We start from the raw sequence: 19,616 nt of genomic DNA, 5'->3' as shown, positions 1-19,616 counted from the left end.
ATCTATTTGGTTGTTTGGGTCAGGGCGGCGGTCAGCACCATCTGCAGCTCCTCTTCGACCTGATCGAGCGCGTTCGCGCTACGGCTGGCGCGGCACATCGCAACCGTGCCTTCGATCGAGGCGACGACGAGCGTTGCAAGCCGCTCTGCGCGATGCGCGGTCAGCCCTTCGCGCAGCAAGGCGGCGCGCATGATCTGTCGCCAATCGGCGAACACGCCGTCGGCGAGATCGAGCAGATGCTGCTGCGCGGTCTCGCCGTCCTCGTCCGACGCCTCACCAACATAGCGATCGACGGCGACGGCGAGCACCGGGCAACCGGCCTCGAAGCCGGTCGCTTCCAGCTGGCGGCGCCATGATGCGACGAAAGCTTTGAGGCCGCCGATGACACCGCGGTCGTTCATGGCTTTCTCCAGGGGAATGGAAACCTGCTTGCCGGCAAACGCCACCGCCGCGGCAATCAACTGCCGCTTGCCGTCCGGAAAGTGGTGACTGATCGAGCCGCGTGGCGTTGCCGTATGGCGCACGACGTCGCGCATGCTGGTGGCGTTGACGCCGCGCCGGCTCATCAGTTCGGCGGCGCCGGCAATCATCTTGTCGCGTGTGCTGGAAGTCATCTGAAGTCCCGCATGTGGCTTCCCATCTAGACTATGACACTTGACATAGGCAAGTGGTGCTGGGATATGACGATTGTCATAATCGTGGAAAGGGGATGTCGTTTGACCATCGTCACCGTGACCGCGCCCGCCGGCCGGCTCAGCCTGGCGCAGCGCCGCCGTCTCGCGGAAAGCCTGACCGACGCCGTGCTCGAACCGGAAGTTGGCCAGCACATGCCGGCCGCGCGAATGGGCTTTCAGGTCCATTTCCACGACCTGCCGGCTGATTGCATGGCAATTGGCGGGCGGCTTCTGTCCGATCAGGACGATCCTCGCGACATCATGACGATCAACATCGCGGTGATGAACGCAGCCTGGCCAGCGGAGGTGCGGGCCGAGGTGATCCGCAACGTACTCGCCCGGCTCGCGGAGGCCTGTGGAATGCAGGCGCCGGCACCGACCTGGTGGGTCAATTTCGAGATCATCGAGGAGGGAAGCTGGGGATCGCGGGGCGGCGTGCTCTCCATTCTTCAGCTCCTGGACTCCGGCGTGTTCACGCCTCAGCGGATCAGCGCAATTCGGGCTGCGATTCTGCGGCCGGCCTGACTTGTTCCAAACACCAACCCATCCGGAGAGAAGCGCATGAGCGAGGGACACATCCGCACCGAAGTGCACGGCCAGGTGCTCAAGATCGTCATCGACAATTCCGCGAAGAAGAACGCGTTCACGCCACTGATGATGGAGCAATTGTCCGATGCTTTGACCGAGTTGCACGATAACGAGATCTACCGCGTCGGCGTGATCTGCGCCGAGGGCAGTGATTTCACCGCCGGTCTCGACATGCCGAAATTCTTCGGGCCTTCCGCCGAGAAGCGCAACATCAAGGAGGGCAATGTCGATCCGTTCAGACTTGCCAAGCGCTGCCGCAAGCCAGTCGTCACCGCGGTGCAGGGCATCGTGTTCACCATCGGCATCGAGCTGATGCTCGCCGGAGACATCGTGGTGGCGGCCGCGGATGCGCACTTCTGCCAGATGGAAGCCAAGCGCGGCATCGCGCCTCTCGGCGGCGCGCATTTCCGCTTTCTCTCGCGCGCCGGCTGGGGCGATGCGATGTATCACCTGTTTCTGTGCGACGAGTTCTCGGCCGAGCGCGCCCACGCGATCGGTCTCGTCCAGGAGGTCGTGCCGCCGGGAGAGCAGGTGGGGCGGGCAATGGCGCTCGCTGCCATCATCGCGCGCAATGCGCCGCTCGGCATCCAGGTCACCAAGGAAGCGGCAGCCAAATATGTCGAGAGCGGCGAGGCGGCGGCGATCGCCTACATCCCCCAAATTCGCGGCCGCGTGCTCGGCACCGCGGATGCGAAGGAAGGCATTCAGTCTTTCATCGAGCGGCGCGCGGCCGTCTTCCAGGGACGCTGAACCGCTACGCCCGCCGGTCGAGCTTCGACAGGAGCTCGAGCGTGGCGCCGTCGCGTTCGCCCGCGAAATATCGGGCAATCGCCTGATCGAAGGGCTCATTGGACACCGCGCCGAACAGCGTCATCGACGAGCGGAATTTCGCGTCATCCGGCGCGCCGAGGATCGCGTTGATGGTCCGGCCCTCGACTGCGAGCACGAGTCGCGTGCATTCGATCAGGCGCCCCCCGAGGGTGGGGTGGGCGAGGTAAGCTTCGGCCTCCGCGCGGGAGCCGATGGCGTAGCGCTGCGACATGGCGCTGAAGCCGAGGCCTGCGACCTGCGGGAAGATGAACCACATCCAGTGAGTCTGCTTCCGGCCCCGGGCCAGCTCGCCCTGGACGTCGCGATAGACCGGGTCCTGGGCCCGGACAAAGCGGTTGAGATCGAATGGATCGGTCATTGGATACCTTAGGAGGGCTTGCCGGCCGCGATTATGCCTAACTTTTGGCTCCCAATGTGGTAGCTGGTATAGAGTCTCCGGGTGGGGGTGGATACCCCCGGGGGTCGATTTGGGGATCTGATGGTTTCCGACGCTGCACATGCCGAGAGGCTGTTGTCGCGCCGCCGTGTCGGGCGCGCCGAGACGGTTATGCTGTCTCTGGCAGCGATCGCGCTGGCGCTGGGCGCTGCCGCGTGGGTCGCGGATATGGGCGATTCGACTCCGCTGGTCTCCGCCGCCTTGCCGCCGGCGAAGGCCCCTTCATTCGAGGACCGTTTCGCGTCGGCCTCCGGCAGCCCGCCGACCCGCGAGCTCGGCCTGCGGGCGCTGGAGCGCTCCGCCGTGAATGCGGTCCAGCTCAAGCTGAGGGACGCCAAGGCGATGCTCGCCCAGAGGCTCCAGGGCGACGACTGGCGCTCGATCCTGACCGAGGACGACGGCTCCGCGGCCGAGGAGGCGAGACCCTCGCAGCACCGCGCCGACGCCATTCCGATGCCGCGCTCGCGTCCGGTCCAGGCGGACTTCTCCGCCCAGATCGCCTCCAGCCAATCCTATGCGGAGACCAGCCCCAGGGTCGACAACCGCAATTTCTTCGAGAAATTCACGGACAAGATCAAGCTGGCCTCGCTGACGCCCGGCGACGGCCTGTTCAGCAAGGCGCCGGATCTTGCCGCCCTCGGCTACGATTCGCGCACCGCGGTCTATGACATCTCGGCCAAGGCGGTCTACCTGCCGAACGGCGTGGCGCTGGAAGCCCATTCCGGCCTGGGCGCGCTGATGGACGACCCCGATCACGTCGACCGGCGGATGGTCGGCGCGACGCCGCCGGCGACCTATGATTTGAAGCCGCGCGAAAAGCTGTTCCACGGTGTCCGGGCGCTGCGCATGACTCCGGTCGACGGCACCAGCGCGCTTGGCCGCGTCGGTCTGCTCACCCACAACTACTTGCTCGGGCCGCGCGGCGATTCCAACGGCTGCGTCTCGATCAAGGATTATGACCGCTTCCTCAAGGCCTACGACAATGGCGAGTTCAACCGCCTGGTCGTGGTGCCGAACCTGCGCGGGGCGGCGACCGCTTCGCAGCGCGCGAGCACCGATTCCTGATATTCGCCTGCGACGGCGGGGGGCTGCCGTTTCCCCTTCGTTAAACCGTCCTCGTCCAGAAGCAGCTCATGAGTGATCCATCAAGTTCCGAAACTCCGCTGCGCACGACGTTCAAGATCAAGCTGAACGGTGACACGTTGGCGATCGCGACCGTCGGTCAAGCCTATCAATTCCTCACCAATTTCAAGTCGGTCGAGTGGATGGAATTTCGCTCCCTGCACGAGGACGCCGTCGCGGCTCTGGAAGGTGCCGCCGATAACGCCATGCTGGCGGTGCAGGCGACCAACGCGGTGCGCGCGCTGTTCGTCAGCGCGAAGCTGCTTTGAAGCAGGGGCCTTGCAGCCTGGATGGAGCGCAAGCGTAATCCGGGCTACGGCCGTTCCGCGCGCATCTTGAACTCCGCTGAAGGAACGGGCAAACGGTCCGCGAAGACCGTCGCCGTAAAGCCCATACGTTTGAAACTTGCTTCAAGGGAGAGACCCATCATGAAACGCCGTACATTCCTTAGGGGCGGCGCAGTCGCCGGCGCTGCGACGCTGGTCGCTGCACCTGCGATCGCGCAGAGTGCGCCCGAGATCAAATGGCGCCTGACCTCGAGCTTCCCGAAGTCGCTCGACACCATCTACGGCACGGCGCAGACCTTTGCGAAATACGTCGCTGAGGCCACCGACAACAAATTCCAGATCCAGACCTTTGCCGCCGGCGAGCTCGTGCCCGGCCTGCAGGCGCTCGATGCCGTCAGCACCGCATCGGTGGAGATGGCGCAGACGCCGCTCTATTTCTACATCGGCAAGGAGCCGGCGCTGGCCTATGCCACCGGCGCGCCGTTCGGCATGAACCATCGCCATCAGGAATCCTGGTGGCATTTCGGCGGCGGCGCTGATCTCACCAATGAGGCGCTCAGGCCTTTCAAGGCCCATGCCATCCTCTGCGGCAATTCTGGCACCCAGATGGGCGGCTGGTTCCGCAAGGAGATCAAGACCGTCGACGACCTCAAGGGTCTCAAATTCCGCATCGCAGGCATGGGCGGCCACGTGCTGGCAAGGCTCGGCGTCGTTCCGCAGCAGATCGCCGGAGGTGACGTGTATCCGGCCCTCGAGAAAGGCACGATCGATGCGGCCGAGTTCGTCGGTCCCTATGACGACGAGAAGCTCGGCTTCCAGAAGGTCGCCAAGTACTACTACTTCCCTGGCTGGTGGGAGGGCGGCGCCATGCTGCACATGATCGTCAACGACGAGAAATGGGCTTCGCTGCCGAAGCAATATCAGGCGATCGTCAACCAGGCGGGCTCGGCGGCCGGCGCCTGGATGCTGGAAAAATACGACAGCGTGAATCCGGCGGCGCTGAAGCGGCTGATCGCCAATGGTGCGGAGCTGAAGGCATTTCCGCAACCGGTGTTGGAGGCCTGCTACAACGCGAACCAGGACCATCTGAACGAGCTCGCCGCCAAAAGCGACCTGTTCAAGCGGACCAAGGAGAGCCACGACGCCTATATGAAGGAGCTCTTGTTCTACACGCAGATCGCGGAGAATTTTTACGACAACTATCTGCTCAGCAAGATGCGCAACAAGGCCTGATTGCAAGAAGAGGGCGCGGTGTTTACGCCGCGCCCGGCTCTCGTAGGGTGGGCAAAGGCGCCCTTGCCGTGCCCACGTTCTTTGCGTCACGTGCAATGGTGGGCACGCTTGCGCTTTGCCCACCCTACGGGACTGATCGTGTGGTGAACTACGCCGCGCCCAATCCCAGCTTCGCATATATCCGCCTTGCATACGCTCCGAACGCGTCCGTCGTCTTCAGCGGCAGGTCGCGCGGGAAGGGCAGGTCGATCGCGAAATAGTCGGCCATCTTCGCAGGTCCCGCGGTCAGCACCGCGCAATGCGAGGACAGGAAGACGGCTTCCTGGATCGAATGCGTGACGAAGATGATGGTCTTGCCGCTCTCGCGCCAGATCCGCAGCATCTCCAGATTCATCTGCTCGCGCGTCAACGCATCCAGTGCGCCGAACGGCTCGTCCATCAGGATCAGCTTTGGATCGTGGATGAAGGCGCGCGCGATCGCGGTGCGCTGCTGCATGCCGCCGGAGAGCTGCTGCGGATATTTCTGCTCGTAGCCGGCAAGGCCAACCAGATTGAGCAGATCGCGCGCCCGCTCGCGCGCGGCCTTCATCGGCAGGCCGACGATCTCGGCCGGCAGCAGCACGTTGTCCAGGATGGTTCGCCACTTCAGGAGCAACGCCTGCTGGAACACCATGCCGATGTCGCGGGTCGGATCGAACGGGCTTTTGGCATTGCCGATCCTCACCGTGCCGCCATCGGCGTCGTGCAGGCCGGCCAGGATCTTCATCACCGTGGTCTTGCCGCAGCCGGACGGGCCGACCAACGAGACCAGCTCACCTTCAGCCACATCCATGGTAACGTCGGACACGGCGAGAAACTCCGCGCCGCCGCTACGGTAGAGCTTGCGGACGCCTTGCAGGCTGATGAATGGGTCTGAGCTCATGCCAGCCATTTGTTCAAGTTCGCGGCGACGAAGGCATCGTCGCTGAGGTCGGCGTGCTCGCGCGTGACGCGGTCGATCTCCTCCTTCTGGCCTGGGCTGAGGCCCTCGTTCGGATCGAGACACCACAGGCCCCGCATCAGACCCTGGCGTCGCAGCACCTCGTGACAGCCGGCGATGCAGCCGTGAAAATTGTTGGCGACATCGAAGAAGGCGCTGTTGCAATCGGTGACGCGGGCATCGAGCGCAAGCAGGTCGGCGGGTACGCTGTCCTTGTGCCGTGCCGCCTTGCAGCGCTCGAACTGCTTGATGGCGCTCGCCGTCCAGACCGACCAGTGGCCGAGCAGGCCGCCCTTGAAATAGGTGCGGGTGGTCACGCCGTTGTCGCGGAGATCGAACGGCAATATCAGGTCGAGCAGGATGTGATCGTCATTGCCGGTGTAGAGCGCGACGCGGTCGAGCGCGCCGGCGGCTGCGACACCGCGGAGCACGTCGAGCGTACGATAGCGGTTGAACGGCGCGACCTTGATCGCGATGACATTGTCGATCGCGGCGAAACGTTGCCAGAACCGGCTCGACAGGATGACGCCGCCGACGGCCGGCTGGAGGTAGAAGCCGACCAGCGGAATCTCGGCCGCCACCGACGTGCAATGCGCGATGATCTCGTCCTCGGAGGCGTTCTTCATCGCGGCGAGGCTGAGCAGGCCGGCATGATAGCCGATGTCGCGCGCGGTGCCGGCCTCGGCGGTTGCCTGGCTGGTTGGCCCAGCAAGACCCGCGACCAGCGCTAGCGGCCGCTTGGTCCAGTTGGCTGCGGTCTCGGCGGCGAGCTCGAGCACGGGCCGATAGAGGCCGACGTCGCGGATCGCGAACTGGGTCGTGTGCACGCCGACGGCAAGGCCGCCCGCGCCGGCGTCGATGTAATAGCGTGTCAGCGCGCGCTGGTGCGTCTTGTCGAGCTGGCGCTCGGCGGTGAGGGCGAGGGGATGTGCCGGCAGCACGGTGCCCTCGGCGATCAGCTTGCGGACGTCGCTGTTGATCTGGCTGTGGTGCATGATGTCCTATCCGAATTCGGGGCCGGCGACGGCGAATGGCATTTCCTCGGCAGCGATGGTGGCGGGGCCGAGCCGCATGCGCTGAAACGGCCGCTCGATGGTCCAGCCGGACGTGGTCAATCCTTCCAGGAACGCAGCTTGTGACGCGACGGCGTCGAGCAGGAGCGGGCCGTTCTCGGATCGCGCGATCGCATCAACCAGGGCCAGCGCTTCGGCGGCATCATCGGCGAATAACGGGCCGATATGGCGCGCGGTTCGGCCGTGACGGACCAGCGCGATGGATCCGTTTGCTGCGACGATGCGTGACCCGGAGCGCTGCGCGAAGGCGGTCAGCAAAGCGGTCCGGTCGAAACCTGTGGCGCGCCGGTCCCGCATAACGAGCGCATCGAGCGTTGCGGATGATGATGATGGCGGGGCTTCGACTCGCCCAGGCCTCGCCAGCTTCAGCCGTCGCAATTGCAGCGTCGGCGTGAACCCCATCGGTCCGTAGACCGCGGCGCCGTCGGGCGTCGCATCGAGCCAGCTGGTCAGGCCATTCTTGCGCGTCGTTTCCAGGCAGGCATCGAGCAGACGCGTTGCGAGGCCGCGACGGCGGTGCGTGCCTGATACCAGCACCATGCTGATCCAGGCGTTGTTGCCGGAATAGGGCAGCAGTGCCGCGGTGGCGACCAGTCGCGCGCCGTCGCGGATGCCGAACACGACACCATCGCGCAGAAAGACGCGCCAGTCCTCTTCGGTCTGGTTCCAATGCGCTTCCGTCGAGAGCGCCAGCCCGGCGATCGCGTCCTGCACGCCGAGCTTGAGGACGGGCGGCTCGTCAGTAGCGGCCATCGCGCACCTCGTATTTGGTGGGCTTACCGAGGCTCGGCATCGCACGAGAGACCCAGTCCGCGGTCCAGGCGATCAGTTGCTCGGTGTCGACGACCGGAAGGCCAAACAGCGCGATCGCTTTCGACGTATCGGTCAGCCACGCCGTCGGCTCCTCCTTGCCCGTCAGCACCGGCGCGCGGCCGAACCTTGCGCCGAATTTTTGGGCGAGATCGCGCACCGCCAAAATCTCGTGGCCGCTGACATTGATCGGCGAGGTCGGCGTCGTGCAATGGGCGAGGCAGCGCAGCGCTTGTGCCGACGCATCACCCTGCCAGATGAAATTGACATGGCCAAGGCTGACGTCGATCGGCGTACCCGAGAGCACTTTCGTCGCGATGTCGTGCAGCACGCCATAGCGCATGTCGATCGCGTAATTCAGACGAAACAGCTGGCCCGGTGTGCCGAACTTGCACGAGAAATATTCGAACATGCGCTCGCGGCCGACGCAGGACTGGGCGTATTCGCCGGGCGGGTTCGGCGCCATGTCCTCGGTCGAGCCTTTGCCGTCGACCGGCACGAACGGATAAACACATCCGGTCGAGAACGCCACGATGCGCGAGGAGGGAAAGGCCTGCGCGACCAACGCCGGCACATGAGCGTTCATCGCCCAGGTCAGTGACAAGTCGCCCTCGGCGCCGAACTTGCGACCGGCCATGAAGATGATGTTCGGCGCCTTGGGCAGCGCCGCAATCGCCTTCTCGTCCATCAGGTCGCAATTGATGGTGTCGACGCCGCGTGCGTGCAGCCAATCCTTCACGCCGGCATCGCTGAAGCGGGCGACGCCGATGATGCGGCGATCGGGCGCGGCGGCTTTCGCGAGGCCCGCCAGCGTCGGCCCCATCTTGCCGGCGACGCCGAGAATCATGATGTCGCCCTCGACCTTCTTGAGGTCGTCGATCAGGGCCAGCGTCGGCCGGCACAGCAGCTCATCGAGGGCTGCGATATCAGGAATGGTCTTCGGCAGCGTCTGGCGGGTGAGCAGCATGGATTTGGTCCTCAATTCTGCCGTTGTCAGGTCTGTCTTGCGTCGTCGACCACGAACATGCGTTCGAGGGCGAGCACCAGGCCGTAGAGAGCGACACCGAGCAGCGTCAGCAGCACGACCGCCATCACCATTGCCGGCGTGTCGAGCGAGGACTGCACCTGGATCATGAGGTAGCCGAGCCCGCGCTCGGAGGCGATGAACTCGCCGACGATGGCGCCGGCGACCGCCAGGATGGCGCCGACCTTCATGCCGGAGAACACATAAGGCAGCGATCCCGGCAGCTGGATCTTGCGGAACAGCGTCCAGCGCGAGCCGCGCAGCGATTTCACGAGGTCGAGCAGGTCAGGCTCGACCTCGCGCAGGCCCCGCGCGGTGGTGAGCAGGATCGGAAAGAAGCAGATGCTGAAGGCGATCAGGATGTTCGGCACGATGCCGTAGGAGAACCACACGATGAAGAGCGGGCCGAGCGCGACTTTTGGAATCATGTTCAGCGTCACGAACAGCGGCAGCAGCACGAGGCTAAGCAGCGGTGCCCAGCTGAAGATCACGGCGAGCGCCACGCCGACGAATGCACCCAGCGCGAAGCCGCCGAGGATCTCGATCGCCGTCACCAGCGTGTTGGCGCCCCAGGCGTAGCTCGCCGTCCCCAGCGTCTGCACTGTCGCGAGCGGCGAGGGCAGGATGAATTTCGGCACGTGGAAGGCGTCGACCGCGACCTGCCAGAGCACGAGCACGGCGAGATGCACGATCAGGATGATCGCAAAGCTGCGCGAGCTGCGTGCGCTGTCTCCTGCCACCGATTGCTCCCTGTTGGCGCGGCCACCCTGCCGCAGGTCGCAAGCCTAGCCGTCCTCGATCGAAGTTTCAACCAGTTGGTTGATTACGGCCGGAGCGACTGCAGCACGAGGTCGGCGACGTGCCGGCGCCGGGCGCGGCGCTGGGCGCGGCTCGACAGATCCTTGCCGAAGATCGCCGACAGTGTCGGCGTGTTGGAGAAGAAGAAATAGCTGAGGCCCGCAATCGAGATATAGAGCTGGACGGGATCGATCCCCTTGCGGAACACGCCCGAGCGCACCCCCTCGTTGAGGATGTGGGAGACGCTTCTAACGAGCGGCGAGTGCATCGCTTCCAGCCGGGTCGAGCCGCGGACATGGCGGGCGCCGCCGCGGTTCTCGTCGTTCAAAAGCACGATGAAATCAGGGTTTGCCGCCAGGTGATCGAACGAAGCTTCGATCAGCTTGCGGATCGCCTCGTCCGGCGGCAGGCCTTCGAGATTGAGCCTGCGCTCCTGCTCGCGGATGTCCTCATAGACCCATTCGAGCACGGCGAGGTACAGCGCGTCCTTGTCGCCGAAATAGTGGTAGACGAGCTGCTTGTTGACGCCGGCGCGCTCGGCGATCTCGTCGACGCGGGCGCCCGCAAGCCCGTGCCGGGCGAATTCCTGGCGCGCCGCGGTCAGGAGCTTCTTGCGGGTGGCGACGGGGTCGCGGCGCTGCGGCACGGTGTCGCCAGATCGTTTTGCGGGCATTTCCAACCAAACAGTTGACAAGTGAGGGGCGGGCTTGTTGCATTGGTATCCTCACAAGGGGAGAGCGACAAGCCGGGTCGCGGCAACGAGGAGAGATGCGATGAAGCGTTTGCAGGCGGTGGGCTCGGCCCTGATGTTGGCCTTGATGTTGGCCCTGGGGCTCGGTGTGTCGGCGGTGCCCGCGCATGCGGGAGAAGCCGTCAATCTGATCCTGAACTGGACGCCGACGGCCGACCACTCGCCCTATTATTACGCCAAGGCGCAGGGCTGGTACGAGAAGGCAGGCATCGATCTCACCATCGAGACCGGCAAGGGTTCCGGCGTCTCCGCTGCCAAGGTCGGCTCGGGCGGCTCGCCGTTCGGCGTCGCCGATCTCGCCACCATGCTGGTGGCCAAGAGCAAAGGCGCCGACACGGTTGCGGTGATGAGCGTCTATGCCAATACCGGCCAGACCTTCTACTGGCTGAAGAGCTACGGCGTGAACGGGGTGAAGGATTTCGCCGGCCACAAGATCGGCAATCCGCCCGGCGATGCCTCGCGCGTGATGTGGCCGGCCTTTGCCAAGGCGGCAGGGCTTGCGCCCGACTCCGTCGGCTTCGTCAATGTCGGCCCGACCGCGAAGATCGCAGCCCTGAAGAGCCACACCGTCGACATCATCAGCGACTTCTACAATGAGCACGACCTGAAGGTCATCGAGTTCGGGCCCGATCTCGGCTACGTCAACTGGAAAGACATCGGGCTCAACCCTTACGGCAATTCGCTGATCGTCAACGGCGCTTACTTGCAGAAGAACCCGAAGGTCGTCGAAGACTTCGTGCGCGTCACGCAGAAGGCCTTTGCGGCATGCGTTGCCGACGTCACGCCGTGTCTGAAGGCGCTGCTCGACCAGGTCTCCGGTCTCGACAAGGAGAACCAGGAGCGCCAGTGGGAGCGCATCAAATTCCTGATGACCGACGAGTTCACGACCACCAAGGGTCTCGGCTGGATCGACGGCGAGCGGATGAAGAAGGACTACGAGCTGGTCCAGACCTATCTCGGCATGGAGAAGCCGTTCGACGTGACGACGGCGTTCACGACCAGGATGCTCGATCCGAGCATCAAGATGGATGCGAGCAAGGTGAAGAAGTAGGGGACGGGCTCATCGTCGGTCCTCGTGATTGCGAGCAGCTCTGCGTCCCGTCACCCTGAGGCGGCCGCTTCTTCAGCGGCCCTCGAAGGGCGACGGCCCGGCTGCATGGGGGCCGTGCATCCTTCGAGGCTCCCGGCGCGATGCTTGAGCATCGCGCCAGTCGCACCTCAGGATGACGGGATCCAGAGCGCCGACCAGCCAGCTAACCACCCCACTTACCCCGCGGAGAAATTAACTCGCCGTTAACCATATCCGCCGCATCGTTAACCATTCAATAACAGGGAACGAGTCGGCCGTGATGGAGGCTGCAGCAAAAGTCCAACGTCAAATGGTGCGCCTGCGCGGGCGCTCCTATGTGGCTTTCGTGTTCACGCCGACGGTTCCGGTCCAGGACTGGCTGCATGAGATCGACGCCACCATCGCGCGCTCGCCGGGTTTCTTCGCCGGCCGGCCCGTGGTGATCGACCTGTCCTCGGTCGATCTCAGCCAGGCCGGCATCGGCCATCTGCTCACCAGCCTGCAGGACCGCAACATCCGCGTGCTCGGCATCGAAGGCGTGGAGGAGGGGCGGCTGACGCCCATGATGCCGCCGCTGCTGTCCGGCGGGCGCAGCTGCGTGGTCGAGCCGAGCGCGCCGAAGAAGGCCGACGCGAAGGCCGAGACCAAATCGACCTCGCTGCTGCTGGAAAACCCCGTGCGCTCGGGGCAGACCGTGATCTTCCCGGACGGCGACGTCACCATTCTCGGCTCGGTCGGGTCTGGTGCCGAGGTCGTCGCCGGCGGCTCCATCCATGTCTACGGCGCGCTGCGCGGCCGCGCGATGGCGGGCGTGAACGGACACACCAGCGCGCGCATCTATTGTCAGAAGATCGAAGCCGAACTGCTTGCAATCGATGGGTTTTACCAGACTGCGGACGACATCGACGCCGCCTTGCGCGGCAAGCCGGCGCAGGCCTGGCTGCAGGGGAATACCATGCGAATTACAGCACTGAACTGACCAGCAAAGGAGACATTTCAGATGAGTAAGGTACTGGTCGTGACATCAGGCAAGGGCGGGGTCGGCAAGACCACGACGACCGCCGCGCTGGGAGCTGCCCTGGCGCAGCGCGGCGACAAGGTGGTCGTCGTCGATTTCGACGTCGGCCTGCGCAACCTCGACCTCGTCATGGGCGCCGAACGCCGCGTCGTGTTCGACCTCATCAACGTGGTGCAGGGCGTCGCAAAGCTGCCGCAGGCGCTGATCCGCGACAAGCGGCTGGAGAATCTGTGGCTGCTGCCGGCCTCGCAAACACGCGACAAGGACGCGCTGACGGAAGAGGGCGTCGGCAAGGTCATCGCCGATCTGCGCGGCCGCTTCGACTGGGTGATCTGCGACAGCCCGGCTGGCATCGAGCGCGGCGCCTCCATGGCGATGCGCTTCGCCGACGAGGCCGTGATCGTCACCAATCCGGAAGTCTCCTCGGTGCGCGATTCCGACCGCATCATCGGCATGCTCGATTCCAAGACGGTGCGGGCCGAGAAGGGCGAGCGCGTCGAGAAGCACATTCTCATCACCCGCTACGATCCCTCGCGTGCCGCGCGCGGCGAGATGCTGACCATCGACGACATCCTCGAGATCCTTGCCACGCCCTTGCTCGGCATCATCCCCGAGAGCCAGGACGTGTTGAAGGCCTCCAACGTCGGTACGCCGGTGACTCTGTCGAACGCGGACGGCGCGCCGGCGCGGGCCTATATGGATGCGGCCAAGCGCCTCTGCGGCGAGAACGTGACGATGCATGTTCCTGCCGAGCGCAGAGGTCTGATGGATCGTCTGCTGCGACGGAGGGCTGCATGAGCATGGGTCTGCTTCGACTTCTCCGCGGCAAGAAGGCCTCGGCACCCGTCGCTCGCGAACGGCTGCAGATCCTGCTTGCCCATGAACGCGGAATGCGCGGCCAGCCCGATCTGCTCGGTGTGCTGCGTGAGGAAATTCTCGCCGTCGTGTCCAAGCATGTGGCGCTGGACCCGACCAAGGTCATCGTCCGGCTCGAGCGCGGCGACGAGGTCTCGACCCTGGAGGTCGACATCGAGGTGCCCAACGACTTCGAGCGCAAGAAGGTGGCGGTCGCGTAGGGGACTCGGCCGAAGACTCCCATTTTGGGGTGGGTGAGAAGGCGGTCCGCCGGGCATGGCGGACCGCCTTTGTCGTGGGGGAACATCGATGGGACGGAACGTGCTCCGGGCCTCGATCGTTGTGAACAACCGGCGGGAGCGTTGCACCGCAGTTGGTCAGACGGGAGAGCGCCCATGATGTCCGAGGTCCAGGTCCATACCGTTGCCCGGCAGATGCTCGAACAGCACGGTTTTGCTGCGATCGCGAAGGCCGCCGAGCAGGCCCAGGCCTGCGAGGGCCGCGGCGAGGCCGACGAGGCCAGGGAGTGGCGTCACATCGTGGACGCCATGAAGATCATGCGCGGCCCGCACCAGAGCTGAAATTCGTAAGCGCGAGCGTCTTCAACGCTCCCCATGATCGGCGCCTTGCGTCGATGTCCGATTCTGTGTCTGCGGCTGGCCGCGCTCACCCGTCGCTTTGCAGGGCAGTGGCTCCCACGAGCCGTCCGGCGCCTGCTGATAGGCGCTACAGGACGACGAGGTGGATTTTTCCTCGCCCTTCTGGGCGTCGGAATTCCTCGCCAGTGCGGGCGCAGTCAGCGCCGTGGCGGCCGCAATCGCGCCGGCGAAAACGAAATGGATACTCCGCATGAGGACCTCCTGTTCGAGTTCGAAGAGGCCGCATGCTTTCGAGAATTGTGACGATTCTGGGCCGCAGCACAGGTTCCGCCGCGGCGTGCTTAACGCGGTGGAGCCGGTTCGCTAACCGCCCTTGCTGCGGATCAGGCCGGCGAGGTTGGTCTTTTGGGCTTCGCACCAGCCGGACATGCCGAGGCGGCGTTGGTCCATGTCGGTCGCCTGGGTTGCAACCGCGACCTCGGCCATCAAATCATCGTCCTGCTTCTCGCCCATCTTGCCGCCGGTGTGCATCCAGGCGATCGCCTTGCGCACCTTCTCGGTAGTGCCGTCGGGCAGGTGCATTTGCTGCGCCCTCTGCACGAGGTCCTGATAGACGAGGTCGGTGTTGGGGCACTCGACCTTGGCGGCGAAGGCCTGCAAGACCATCGTCACATAGGTCGACCGCGGCGGTGCGTCGCCCGCCAGGGCCGGCGCAGCCAGCAGCAACAGGCCCGTCATCAGAAAACCGGTGCGCATCCTTGGAACCTCCTCCGTTTTTTGAGAGGCTAGCGTCCGGCGGGCCGCTCGGCAATGGGACCGGAGCGCAATTGTCGTTCGTCCGTGCGGTGGGCTAACCTGACGCTCCCCAACCTCGGAGCGCAACATGAGCCTGTTCAGCACGCCGTTCGATCCCACACGCGACACCGCGCTCGTCACCGGCGCGGGCAACGGCATCGGCCGCGCGATCGCGTTAGGCCTGGTCGGCGAGGGCGTCCGCACCATGTTCGCGGATGTGAGCGCGGAGCGGGTGCGTGCCGCGATCAGCGCGAGCGAGAAGCCCGGTCTGGCGGTGCCTTGGGTCGGCGATCTCGCCAGGCTCGAGGCTTGCGATGAGCTGCTGGCCGCCGCATATGCCGCGCTGGGCGAGGTCACGCATTTCGTCCACAGTGCCTCGCCGCCGCGGCGGGAGGCCGATCATGCGCTCGCGGTCGATCGCAGCACGTGGCGGGAGATGCACGCCGTCAATCTCGATGCCGGCTTTCACCTGGCGCGCGAGCTCGCAAAACGGCTGATCGCGGCGAAGCGGCCGGGCTCGTTCTTGTTCCTCACCTCGCTGCATGCGGGCACCCCACGCAACCTGCCGCATTATTCGACGGCGAAGGCGGGGCTGGGGATGCTGGTGAAGGAGCTGGCCAAGACACTTGGCCGCCATGATATCCGCGTCAACGCGCTAGTGCCCGGCGCAATCGCAGCCGGTGGCTTCGTTGCGGATCCCGCGCTGGCGCGGCACGTTCCGCTCGGGCGTCTCGGCGAGGCCAAGGACCTCGTGCCGATGGCGCTCACCGTGCTGTCGAACAAGCTCTCCGCTTACGTCACCGGCGCAGCCTTCGTCGTCGACGGCGGATTGTCGCTGACGAACTGGTTCGAGCCGCCGGCGCTGGACTAGCTTAGCGCTGCCAGGCCGGCACCGGATCGAGCGGCGTGCGATAGAGCTCGTTGTGATCGCGATCGGTGACACGCACGGCGCAGCCCTTCTGCTGCAGCTCCGGCTTCACCTGCGACAGCTCGCATGCCAATTGATCGGCGCGATCGGAGGCAACCTCGATGTCTTCGAGGATGATTCCACCCTGGTTCTTGAACTCTTCACCAACCACGAGATCGAAATAGTAGTAGGGCATCCGAATTCCCCGGTGTGACGATCTGAGCTTCAGTGCAAGTCTCAACACATGACGGATGGTACCACTGAGTCGATATCTACCGAATGAACAGGCCGCGTAATCTCTGGGCTTATGGCGCAGAAATGATGTGCAGCGTGCGGGCTCGTTAAGAATTTATTAAATATGTCTGCGCGATCATAAGGCATGGAATTGCAGCAGAACCGGGCTCCGGGAACCGGCAGCTGCACGAGAAGGCCGGCGGCATAGATCCCGACGGCCTTTTCTCTTGAGCGGAAGACGAGTGAGACATCGCTTCCCGTAATCGCCCGGACTCAACGCATCACACCGACTCTGACAGCGTGCGCGATGTTGCGACGTGGTGTCGTCGCCTGACGCTGCGCTAGCGCAGCGGCATCGGCGGACGCACGACAGGCCCGTCGTCATCGGCAACGGCTTGCGTCGTCGCAACGGGCGCTGCCGGCAGCGGGGCCGCAGCTGCCTGCGACGGCGGCGGCGGTGCAAGCGGCGCGGGCGAATATGCCGGCGCGTAGGTCCGCGTCACGGCCGGCTTCGGCTTGCGAACCGGCGGCGCCGCAGGCTGCGGCGGGAGCGCAGCAGCGCGCGGGCGCGGATCGACCGGCTTCGTCTCAGCCGCCACCGGCTTCGGCGCAGGCGGCTTCGCCATCTCGCGCGCCATCTGCTCCTGCCCGGCCTTCAACTCGGCGATGTTGGCCTTGAGCTGCTCGATCTGCTGCGCCATCGCGGCGAGATCGTTCGTCATTGACTGCACCGACTGCGCGGTGTCGACGGGCTGTGTTGCTGCAGGCGCGGCTGCGGCAACCTGAGCCGGGGGCGGCGTCGCAGATTGGTCGGCCGCTTGTTCGGTTGCCATCGGTGCTGCGGGCGGGGCAGCTTGCGCCGCCGCGACGGGCGTCGTCTGCGATGTCGAAGACATCAGTGACATGGAAGTCATCAGCGACGTCAATACCGGCCTCCATTCGGCGAGCATCTGCTTTGCTGTGTCGCCGTGCTTCTCCCAGGCGATGGTGGCGGCCACGCCGGCACCCGCAAACAGGAACGTGGCGAACGCTCCGCGCAGCCACTTGCCGATCGAGGATCGCTTCTGCCTGACAGGACCATCGCTTGACGTGACGCGGACAGCCGTGTCGACCGACGGTGTCGCGGCGGGCTTTCCGTAGACGACGTTGATGCTGGGCTCGGGCGCGCGCGGCGGCTCCAGAGTGAATTTCGGCTCCGGAGTAAGCTTTGTCTCCGGAGCAAACTTCGCCTCCGGAGCGAATTTGGGCTCCGGACGCCGCGCAATCTCCGGCGCCAGCGCGGGCGACACGCCGGCTGGCCGCGAGGCCAGCACGATCTCCGGAGAGATCTGAAGCGCGTCGTGCGGATCGTTGTCCTTGATCGTGTCCTTCACGATCTCATCGACGATTTGCTTGGCGTTCAGCGTCGCGAGCATCGCAGCTCCTTTGAAGCCCAGTGTGTGACGTCTAGGTCGTCCGCATTGGCGCGGCGCCGATCTGTTCAGGTGAGCCCATCCCGACTGAGCCCATCCCGACCCGATGACGCACGAGTCCAGCCGGGTTTGACCAAAGCAAGGCGAGGGGATGGAGATGATGCGACAGTCTTCCGCCGTTTGTGGTGACGGAACCCGGTTTATCGAACACGCGCAATTGTTCCGTTCTGCCTTGTTTTCAGCACGATTTGGGCAGCATGTGGCGATGCTGGGGGCGCTGCTATCCGCTATCGGGGGGCCGGCGGTGCCAAGATCTCTACTCGTTTTGTTCGTCGCGGCCATGCTGCCGCTGGGCGGCTGCATGCAGGCGACGCTTTCGCCATCGACGGATGCGAGCATGACGCCGCGCGATCGTCAGTTGCTCGCGCACACGCCTTATGCGCAGGCCAACGTGCCTGAGCAATATCTCCGCCACATCGTGGACTACCACCGCAAGGAGCAGCCGGGCACGATCCTGGTCGATACCGACGCGCGTTACCTCTATTACGTGCTGCCCGGGGGCAAGGCGATCCGCTACGGTGTTGCGGTCGGTGAAGAAGCCATGGCGTTCTCCGGCGTCGCACGGGTGGGCCGCTTGGCGGAATGGCCGGACTGGGTTCCGACGGCGGATATCCAGGCGCGGCTCGGCCCGTATCCGGCGCGCGTTCCCGGCGGTCCCGCCAATCCGCTGGGCGCGCGGGGCATCTATCTCTATGTCGGCAACAAGGACACGCTCTACCGCATCCACGGCACCAACCAGCCCGAATATATCGGGCAGGCGATCTCGTCCGGCTGCATCCGGATGCGCAATGAGGACGTCATCGATCTCTATGACCGGGTGAAGCTCAATTCGATGGTCGTGGTGCTGCCGCCAGGGCAGAACGCGCAGGCCGGGACGGGCGGGCGCTGGCGCGGATGAGGGCTGCGCGACCGGTCAGTTCGAGTTAGGTTGTTTGCGCGCTGCTACTCGGGCCGGGCGATCCGCCATTGCAGCGTCGTGGCGTTGCCGTTGGCGTCGCCCGGTGCCTTGTCCGCGGGCGAGGTGTAGAGCGGACGATACCGGTACGCCCACATCTTGCTGCCGTCGTTGCGGCTGATCACGGTGAAATCGCCGACGGCCTTGGCGTCGACGGTCGCCGCAAGCGGAACCCAGCTCTCGGTGCACTTGCCGTTGCAGTTCGACGTCTTTCCGGTGGTGTCGCGCTCGTAATAGTAGAGCGTCATGCCCTTGAGATCGACGAGCTTGGGACCTTGCTTGGTCAGGACCACCTTCGCCGGTGCGGTCGTCGCCTCGCGTTTCGGCGGGGGAGCGGCATCGCCGCCGCCATGGCTGTTGGCGAGCGCGTGACCGGTCGAGAGCGCGATGGCCGCAGCCATAACGAGGAACCTGAACATCCGAAACTCCGCCCCGCAAAGTTAATCGCGCGTTAAGCGCTCAATGCGGCCGACGTTAGCAGCCGAAGGTTAGTTCCTGGTTTCGTGCGCTGCGACAATTGCGGAGCATGGTGCGGGATCAGACCTGCGCATCGCGCAGCGGGGCGCGGCTGAGCTCATTGCCGGCGGCGATGGCCTTGCGCAGCAGCCGCATCAGCTCCTCGCCCTCCTTCACGCTGAGACCACGCAGCATTGTGCGCTGTGCGGATTCGACGGCCGGGGTGATCTTGCGCAGCGTGCGCCGGCCTTCGTCGGTGATCTCGAGCTCCCGCGCGCGGCGGTCGCGGCTGGAGGGGCGGCGCTCCGCGAGGCCCTTCTGGACGAGGCGATCGATCACGCCGGTGATCGTGGTGCGATCGTATGCGATCAACCCCGCGAGCGTCACCTGGTCCAGCCCCGGATTGGCCTTGATGGTCGCGAGCGCAGCGTACTGCACTGGCGTGAGATCGAAGCCGGCGTCTTCGATCTCGGCCAGGAACACCGCGACCGCGATCTGCTGGAAGCGGCGCGCCAGATGCCCGGGCATGTCGTTGTTGTCTTTCACCGAAGTCTCCGCGGGAAGGCAGGAGGTGCGGGGGTCGTTGACAAGTATACTGATAGTCAGCATACTGAGCAATATCCAGGCAGAAATTTGGCGGGAGCGGAGCT

The 19,616-nt window shown here is 64.9% G+C and carries 26 protein-coding genes; 12 read left to right on the top strand and 14 right to left on the bottom strand.

What is annotated here, in order from left to right; genetic code table 11:
* Nucleotides 1-2: 2 nt before the first annotated feature.
* Nucleotides 3-590 (bottom strand): helix-turn-helix domain-containing protein, encoded by a 588-nt coding sequence (locus ACVIIV_RS27180; RefSeq protein WP_456746886.1) that lies wholly within the window; start codon nucleotides 588-590, stop codon nucleotides 3-5.
* Nucleotides 591-716: 126 nt separating this feature from the next.
* On the opposite strand from ACVIIV_RS27180, the gene ACVIIV_RS27175 reads away from it, so the two are divergent.
* On the top strand, nucleotides 717-1,199 hold the full coding sequence (locus ACVIIV_RS27175) for a tautomerase family protein (RefSeq protein ID WP_456746885.1): 483 nt from the start codon (nucleotides 717-719) through the stop codon (nucleotides 1,197-1,199).
* 36 nt (nucleotides 1,200-1,235) lie between these two features.
* Nucleotides 1,236-2,012 carry a crotonase/enoyl-CoA hydratase family protein gene (locus tag ACVIIV_RS27170; RefSeq protein WP_456746884.1) on the top strand — a complete coding sequence of 259 codons (777 nt, stop codon included), beginning with the start codon at nucleotides 1,236-1,238 and terminating at the stop codon, nucleotides 2,010-2,012.
* A 4-nt stretch (nucleotides 2,013-2,016) separates the two neighbouring features.
* Here ACVIIV_RS27170 and ACVIIV_RS27165 read toward each other — a convergent pair whose 3' ends face one another.
* Nucleotides 2,017-2,451: a DUF1810 domain-containing protein gene (locus ACVIIV_RS27165; protein ID WP_456746883.1), complete on the bottom strand. Its 435-nt coding sequence runs from the start codon at nucleotides 2,449-2,451 to the stop codon at nucleotides 2,017-2,019.
* Nucleotides 2,452-2,640: 189 nt separating this feature from the next.
* On the opposite strand from ACVIIV_RS27165, the gene ACVIIV_RS27160 reads away from it, so the two are divergent.
* The 3 genes from ACVIIV_RS27160 (at nucleotide 2,641) to ACVIIV_RS27150 (ending at nucleotide 5,171) form a co-directional block, all read left to right on the top strand.
* Complete coding sequence (locus ACVIIV_RS27160) at nucleotides 2,641-3,594, top strand: DUF2778 domain-containing protein (RefSeq protein WP_456746882.1); 954 nt, start codon at nucleotides 2,641-2,643, stop codon at nucleotides 3,592-3,594.
* Between the two features lie 68 nt (nucleotides 3,595-3,662).
* On the top strand, nucleotides 3,663-3,920 hold the full coding sequence (locus tag ACVIIV_RS27155) for a hypothetical protein (protein ID WP_061021784.1): 258 nt from the start codon (nucleotides 3,663-3,665) through the stop codon (nucleotides 3,918-3,920).
* Nucleotides 3,921-4,079: 159 nt separating this feature from the next.
* A complete protein-coding gene (locus ACVIIV_RS27150) occupies nucleotides 4,080-5,171 on the top strand; it encodes a TRAP transporter substrate-binding protein (protein ID WP_456746881.1) in 1,092 nt (363 codons plus the stop codon).
* A 148-nt stretch (nucleotides 5,172-5,319) separates the two neighbouring features.
* Here ACVIIV_RS27150 and ACVIIV_RS27145 read toward each other — a convergent pair whose 3' ends face one another.
* The 6 genes from ACVIIV_RS27145 to ACVIIV_RS27120 all read right to left on the bottom strand — a co-directional run bounded on the left by ACVIIV_RS27145 (nucleotide 5,320) and on the right by ACVIIV_RS27120 (nucleotide 10,528).
* Nucleotides 5,320-6,102 (bottom strand): ABC transporter ATP-binding protein, encoded by a 783-nt coding sequence (locus ACVIIV_RS27145; protein WP_456746880.1) that lies wholly within the window; start codon nucleotides 6,100-6,102, stop codon nucleotides 5,320-5,322.
* Nucleotides 6,090-7,145 (bottom strand): dihydrodipicolinate synthase family protein, encoded by a 1,056-nt coding sequence (locus ACVIIV_RS27140; RefSeq protein ID WP_456746879.1) that lies wholly within the window; start codon nucleotides 7,143-7,145, stop codon nucleotides 6,090-6,092. Before ACVIIV_RS27140 ends, ACVIIV_RS27145 begins: the two co-directional genes overlap by 13 nt.
* A 6-nt stretch (nucleotides 7,146-7,151) precedes the next feature.
* Nucleotides 7,152-7,976 carry a GNAT family N-acetyltransferase gene (locus ACVIIV_RS27135; protein WP_456746878.1) on the bottom strand — a complete coding sequence of 275 codons (825 nt, stop codon included), beginning with the start codon at nucleotides 7,974-7,976 and terminating at the stop codon, nucleotides 7,152-7,154.
* Entirely contained in the window at nucleotides 7,963-9,000 is a 1,038-nt protein-coding gene (locus ACVIIV_RS27130; RefSeq protein WP_456746877.1) for an NAD-dependent epimerase/dehydratase family protein, read from the bottom strand. The genes ACVIIV_RS27135 and ACVIIV_RS27130 overlap by 14 nt, the downstream gene beginning before the upstream one ends.
* A 26-nt stretch (nucleotides 9,001-9,026) precedes the next feature.
* Nucleotides 9,027-9,797, bottom strand: a complete 771-nt coding sequence (locus ACVIIV_RS27125) for an ABC transporter permease (RefSeq protein ID WP_456746876.1) — start codon at nucleotides 9,795-9,797, stop codon at nucleotides 9,027-9,029.
* A gap of 83 nt (nucleotides 9,798-9,880) precedes the next feature.
* The gene (locus ACVIIV_RS27120; protein WP_456746875.1) at nucleotides 9,881-10,528 is read right to left on the bottom strand and encodes a TetR/AcrR family transcriptional regulator; all 648 of its coding nucleotides are present in this window, start codon (nucleotides 10,526-10,528) and stop codon (nucleotides 9,881-9,883) included.
* 100 nt (nucleotides 10,529-10,628) lie between these two features.
* Here ACVIIV_RS27120 and ACVIIV_RS27115 point away from each other — a divergent pair, with 100 nt between their 5' ends.
* The 5 genes from ACVIIV_RS27115 to ACVIIV_RS27095 all read left to right on the top strand — a co-directional run bounded on the left by ACVIIV_RS27115 (nucleotide 10,629) and on the right by ACVIIV_RS27095 (nucleotide 14,129).
* On the top strand, nucleotides 10,629-11,657 hold the full coding sequence (locus tag ACVIIV_RS27115) for an ABC transporter substrate-binding protein (RefSeq protein ID WP_456746874.1): 1,029 nt from the start codon (nucleotides 10,629-10,631) through the stop codon (nucleotides 11,655-11,657).
* Between the two features lie 298 nt (nucleotides 11,658-11,955).
* Nucleotides 11,956-12,654 (top strand): septum site-determining protein MinC, encoded by a 699-nt coding sequence (minC, locus tag ACVIIV_RS27110; protein ID WP_456748838.1) that lies wholly within the window; start codon nucleotides 11,956-11,958, stop codon nucleotides 12,652-12,654.
* A 21-nt stretch (nucleotides 12,655-12,675) separates the two neighbouring features.
* On the top strand, nucleotides 12,676-13,491 hold the full coding sequence (gene minD, locus ACVIIV_RS27105; protein ID WP_456746873.1) for a septum site-determining protein MinD: 816 nt from the start codon (nucleotides 12,676-12,678) through the stop codon (nucleotides 13,489-13,491).
* Nucleotides 13,488-13,769 carry a cell division topological specificity factor MinE gene (gene minE, locus ACVIIV_RS27100; protein WP_407112476.1) on the top strand — a complete coding sequence of 94 codons (282 nt, stop codon included), beginning with the start codon at nucleotides 13,488-13,490 and terminating at the stop codon, nucleotides 13,767-13,769. Before minD ends, minE begins: the two co-directional genes overlap by 4 nt.
* Before the next feature lie 174 nt (nucleotides 13,770-13,943).
* Nucleotides 13,944-14,129, top strand: coding sequence for a hypothetical protein (locus ACVIIV_RS27095; protein WP_197954794.1), 186 nt, complete (start codon nucleotides 13,944-13,946; stop codon nucleotides 14,127-14,129).
* Nucleotides 14,130-14,150: 21 nt separating this feature from the next.
* Here the strand turns inward: ACVIIV_RS27095 and ACVIIV_RS27090 are convergent, their stop codons facing one another.
* Complete coding sequence (locus tag ACVIIV_RS27090) at nucleotides 14,151-14,399, bottom strand: hypothetical protein (protein WP_456746872.1); 249 nt, start codon at nucleotides 14,397-14,399, stop codon at nucleotides 14,151-14,153.
* Nucleotides 14,400-14,510: 111 nt separating this feature from the next.
* Entirely contained in the window at nucleotides 14,511-14,903 is a 393-nt protein-coding gene (locus ACVIIV_RS27085) for a hypothetical protein (RefSeq protein WP_456746871.1), read from the bottom strand.
* A gap of 127 nt (nucleotides 14,904-15,030) precedes the next feature.
* Here ACVIIV_RS27085 and ACVIIV_RS27080 point away from each other — a divergent pair, with 127 nt between their 5' ends.
* Nucleotides 15,031-15,813: an SDR family NAD(P)-dependent oxidoreductase gene (locus tag ACVIIV_RS27080; RefSeq protein WP_456746870.1), complete on the top strand. Its 783-nt coding sequence runs from the start codon at nucleotides 15,031-15,033 to the stop codon at nucleotides 15,811-15,813.
* A gap of 1 nt (nucleotide 15,814) precedes the next feature.
* On the opposite strand, the gene ACVIIV_RS27075 is transcribed toward ACVIIV_RS27080, so the two are convergent.
* Together ACVIIV_RS27075 and ACVIIV_RS27070 are read right to left on the bottom strand one after the other, a co-directional pair.
* Entirely contained in the window at nucleotides 15,815-16,045 is a 231-nt protein-coding gene (locus tag ACVIIV_RS27075; RefSeq protein ID WP_025035960.1) for a DUF6894 family protein, read from the bottom strand.
* Between the two features lie 379 nt (nucleotides 16,046-16,424).
* Complete coding sequence (locus tag ACVIIV_RS27070) at nucleotides 16,425-17,498, bottom strand: hypothetical protein (RefSeq protein WP_456746869.1); 1,074 nt, start codon at nucleotides 17,496-17,498, stop codon at nucleotides 16,425-16,427.
* 337 nt (nucleotides 17,499-17,835) lie between these two features.
* Here ACVIIV_RS27070 and ACVIIV_RS27065 point away from each other — a divergent pair, with 337 nt between their 5' ends.
* Nucleotides 17,836-18,453 carry a L,D-transpeptidase gene (locus ACVIIV_RS27065; RefSeq protein ID WP_456748837.1) on the top strand — a complete coding sequence of 206 codons (618 nt, stop codon included), beginning with the start codon at nucleotides 17,836-17,838 and terminating at the stop codon, nucleotides 18,451-18,453.
* A 44-nt stretch (nucleotides 18,454-18,497) separates the two neighbouring features.
* On the opposite strand, the gene ACVIIV_RS27060 is transcribed toward ACVIIV_RS27065, so the two are convergent.
* Together ACVIIV_RS27060 and ACVIIV_RS27055 are read right to left on the bottom strand one after the other, a co-directional pair.
* Nucleotides 18,498-18,929, bottom strand: a complete 432-nt coding sequence (locus tag ACVIIV_RS27060; protein WP_456746868.1) for a COG4315 family predicted lipoprotein — start codon at nucleotides 18,927-18,929, stop codon at nucleotides 18,498-18,500.
* Nucleotides 18,930-19,047: 118 nt separating this feature from the next.
* Nucleotides 19,048-19,512: a MarR family winged helix-turn-helix transcriptional regulator gene (locus ACVIIV_RS27055; RefSeq protein ID WP_456746867.1), complete on the bottom strand. Its 465-nt coding sequence runs from the start codon at nucleotides 19,510-19,512 to the stop codon at nucleotides 19,048-19,050.
* Nucleotides 19,513-19,616: the final 104 nt, after the last annotated feature.

Source organism: Bradyrhizobium sp. USDA 4354, assembly GCF_054060315.1.
Note: the sequence above shows the minus strand (reverse complement) of the source record. Positions and strands in the feature narration are given on the sequence as shown.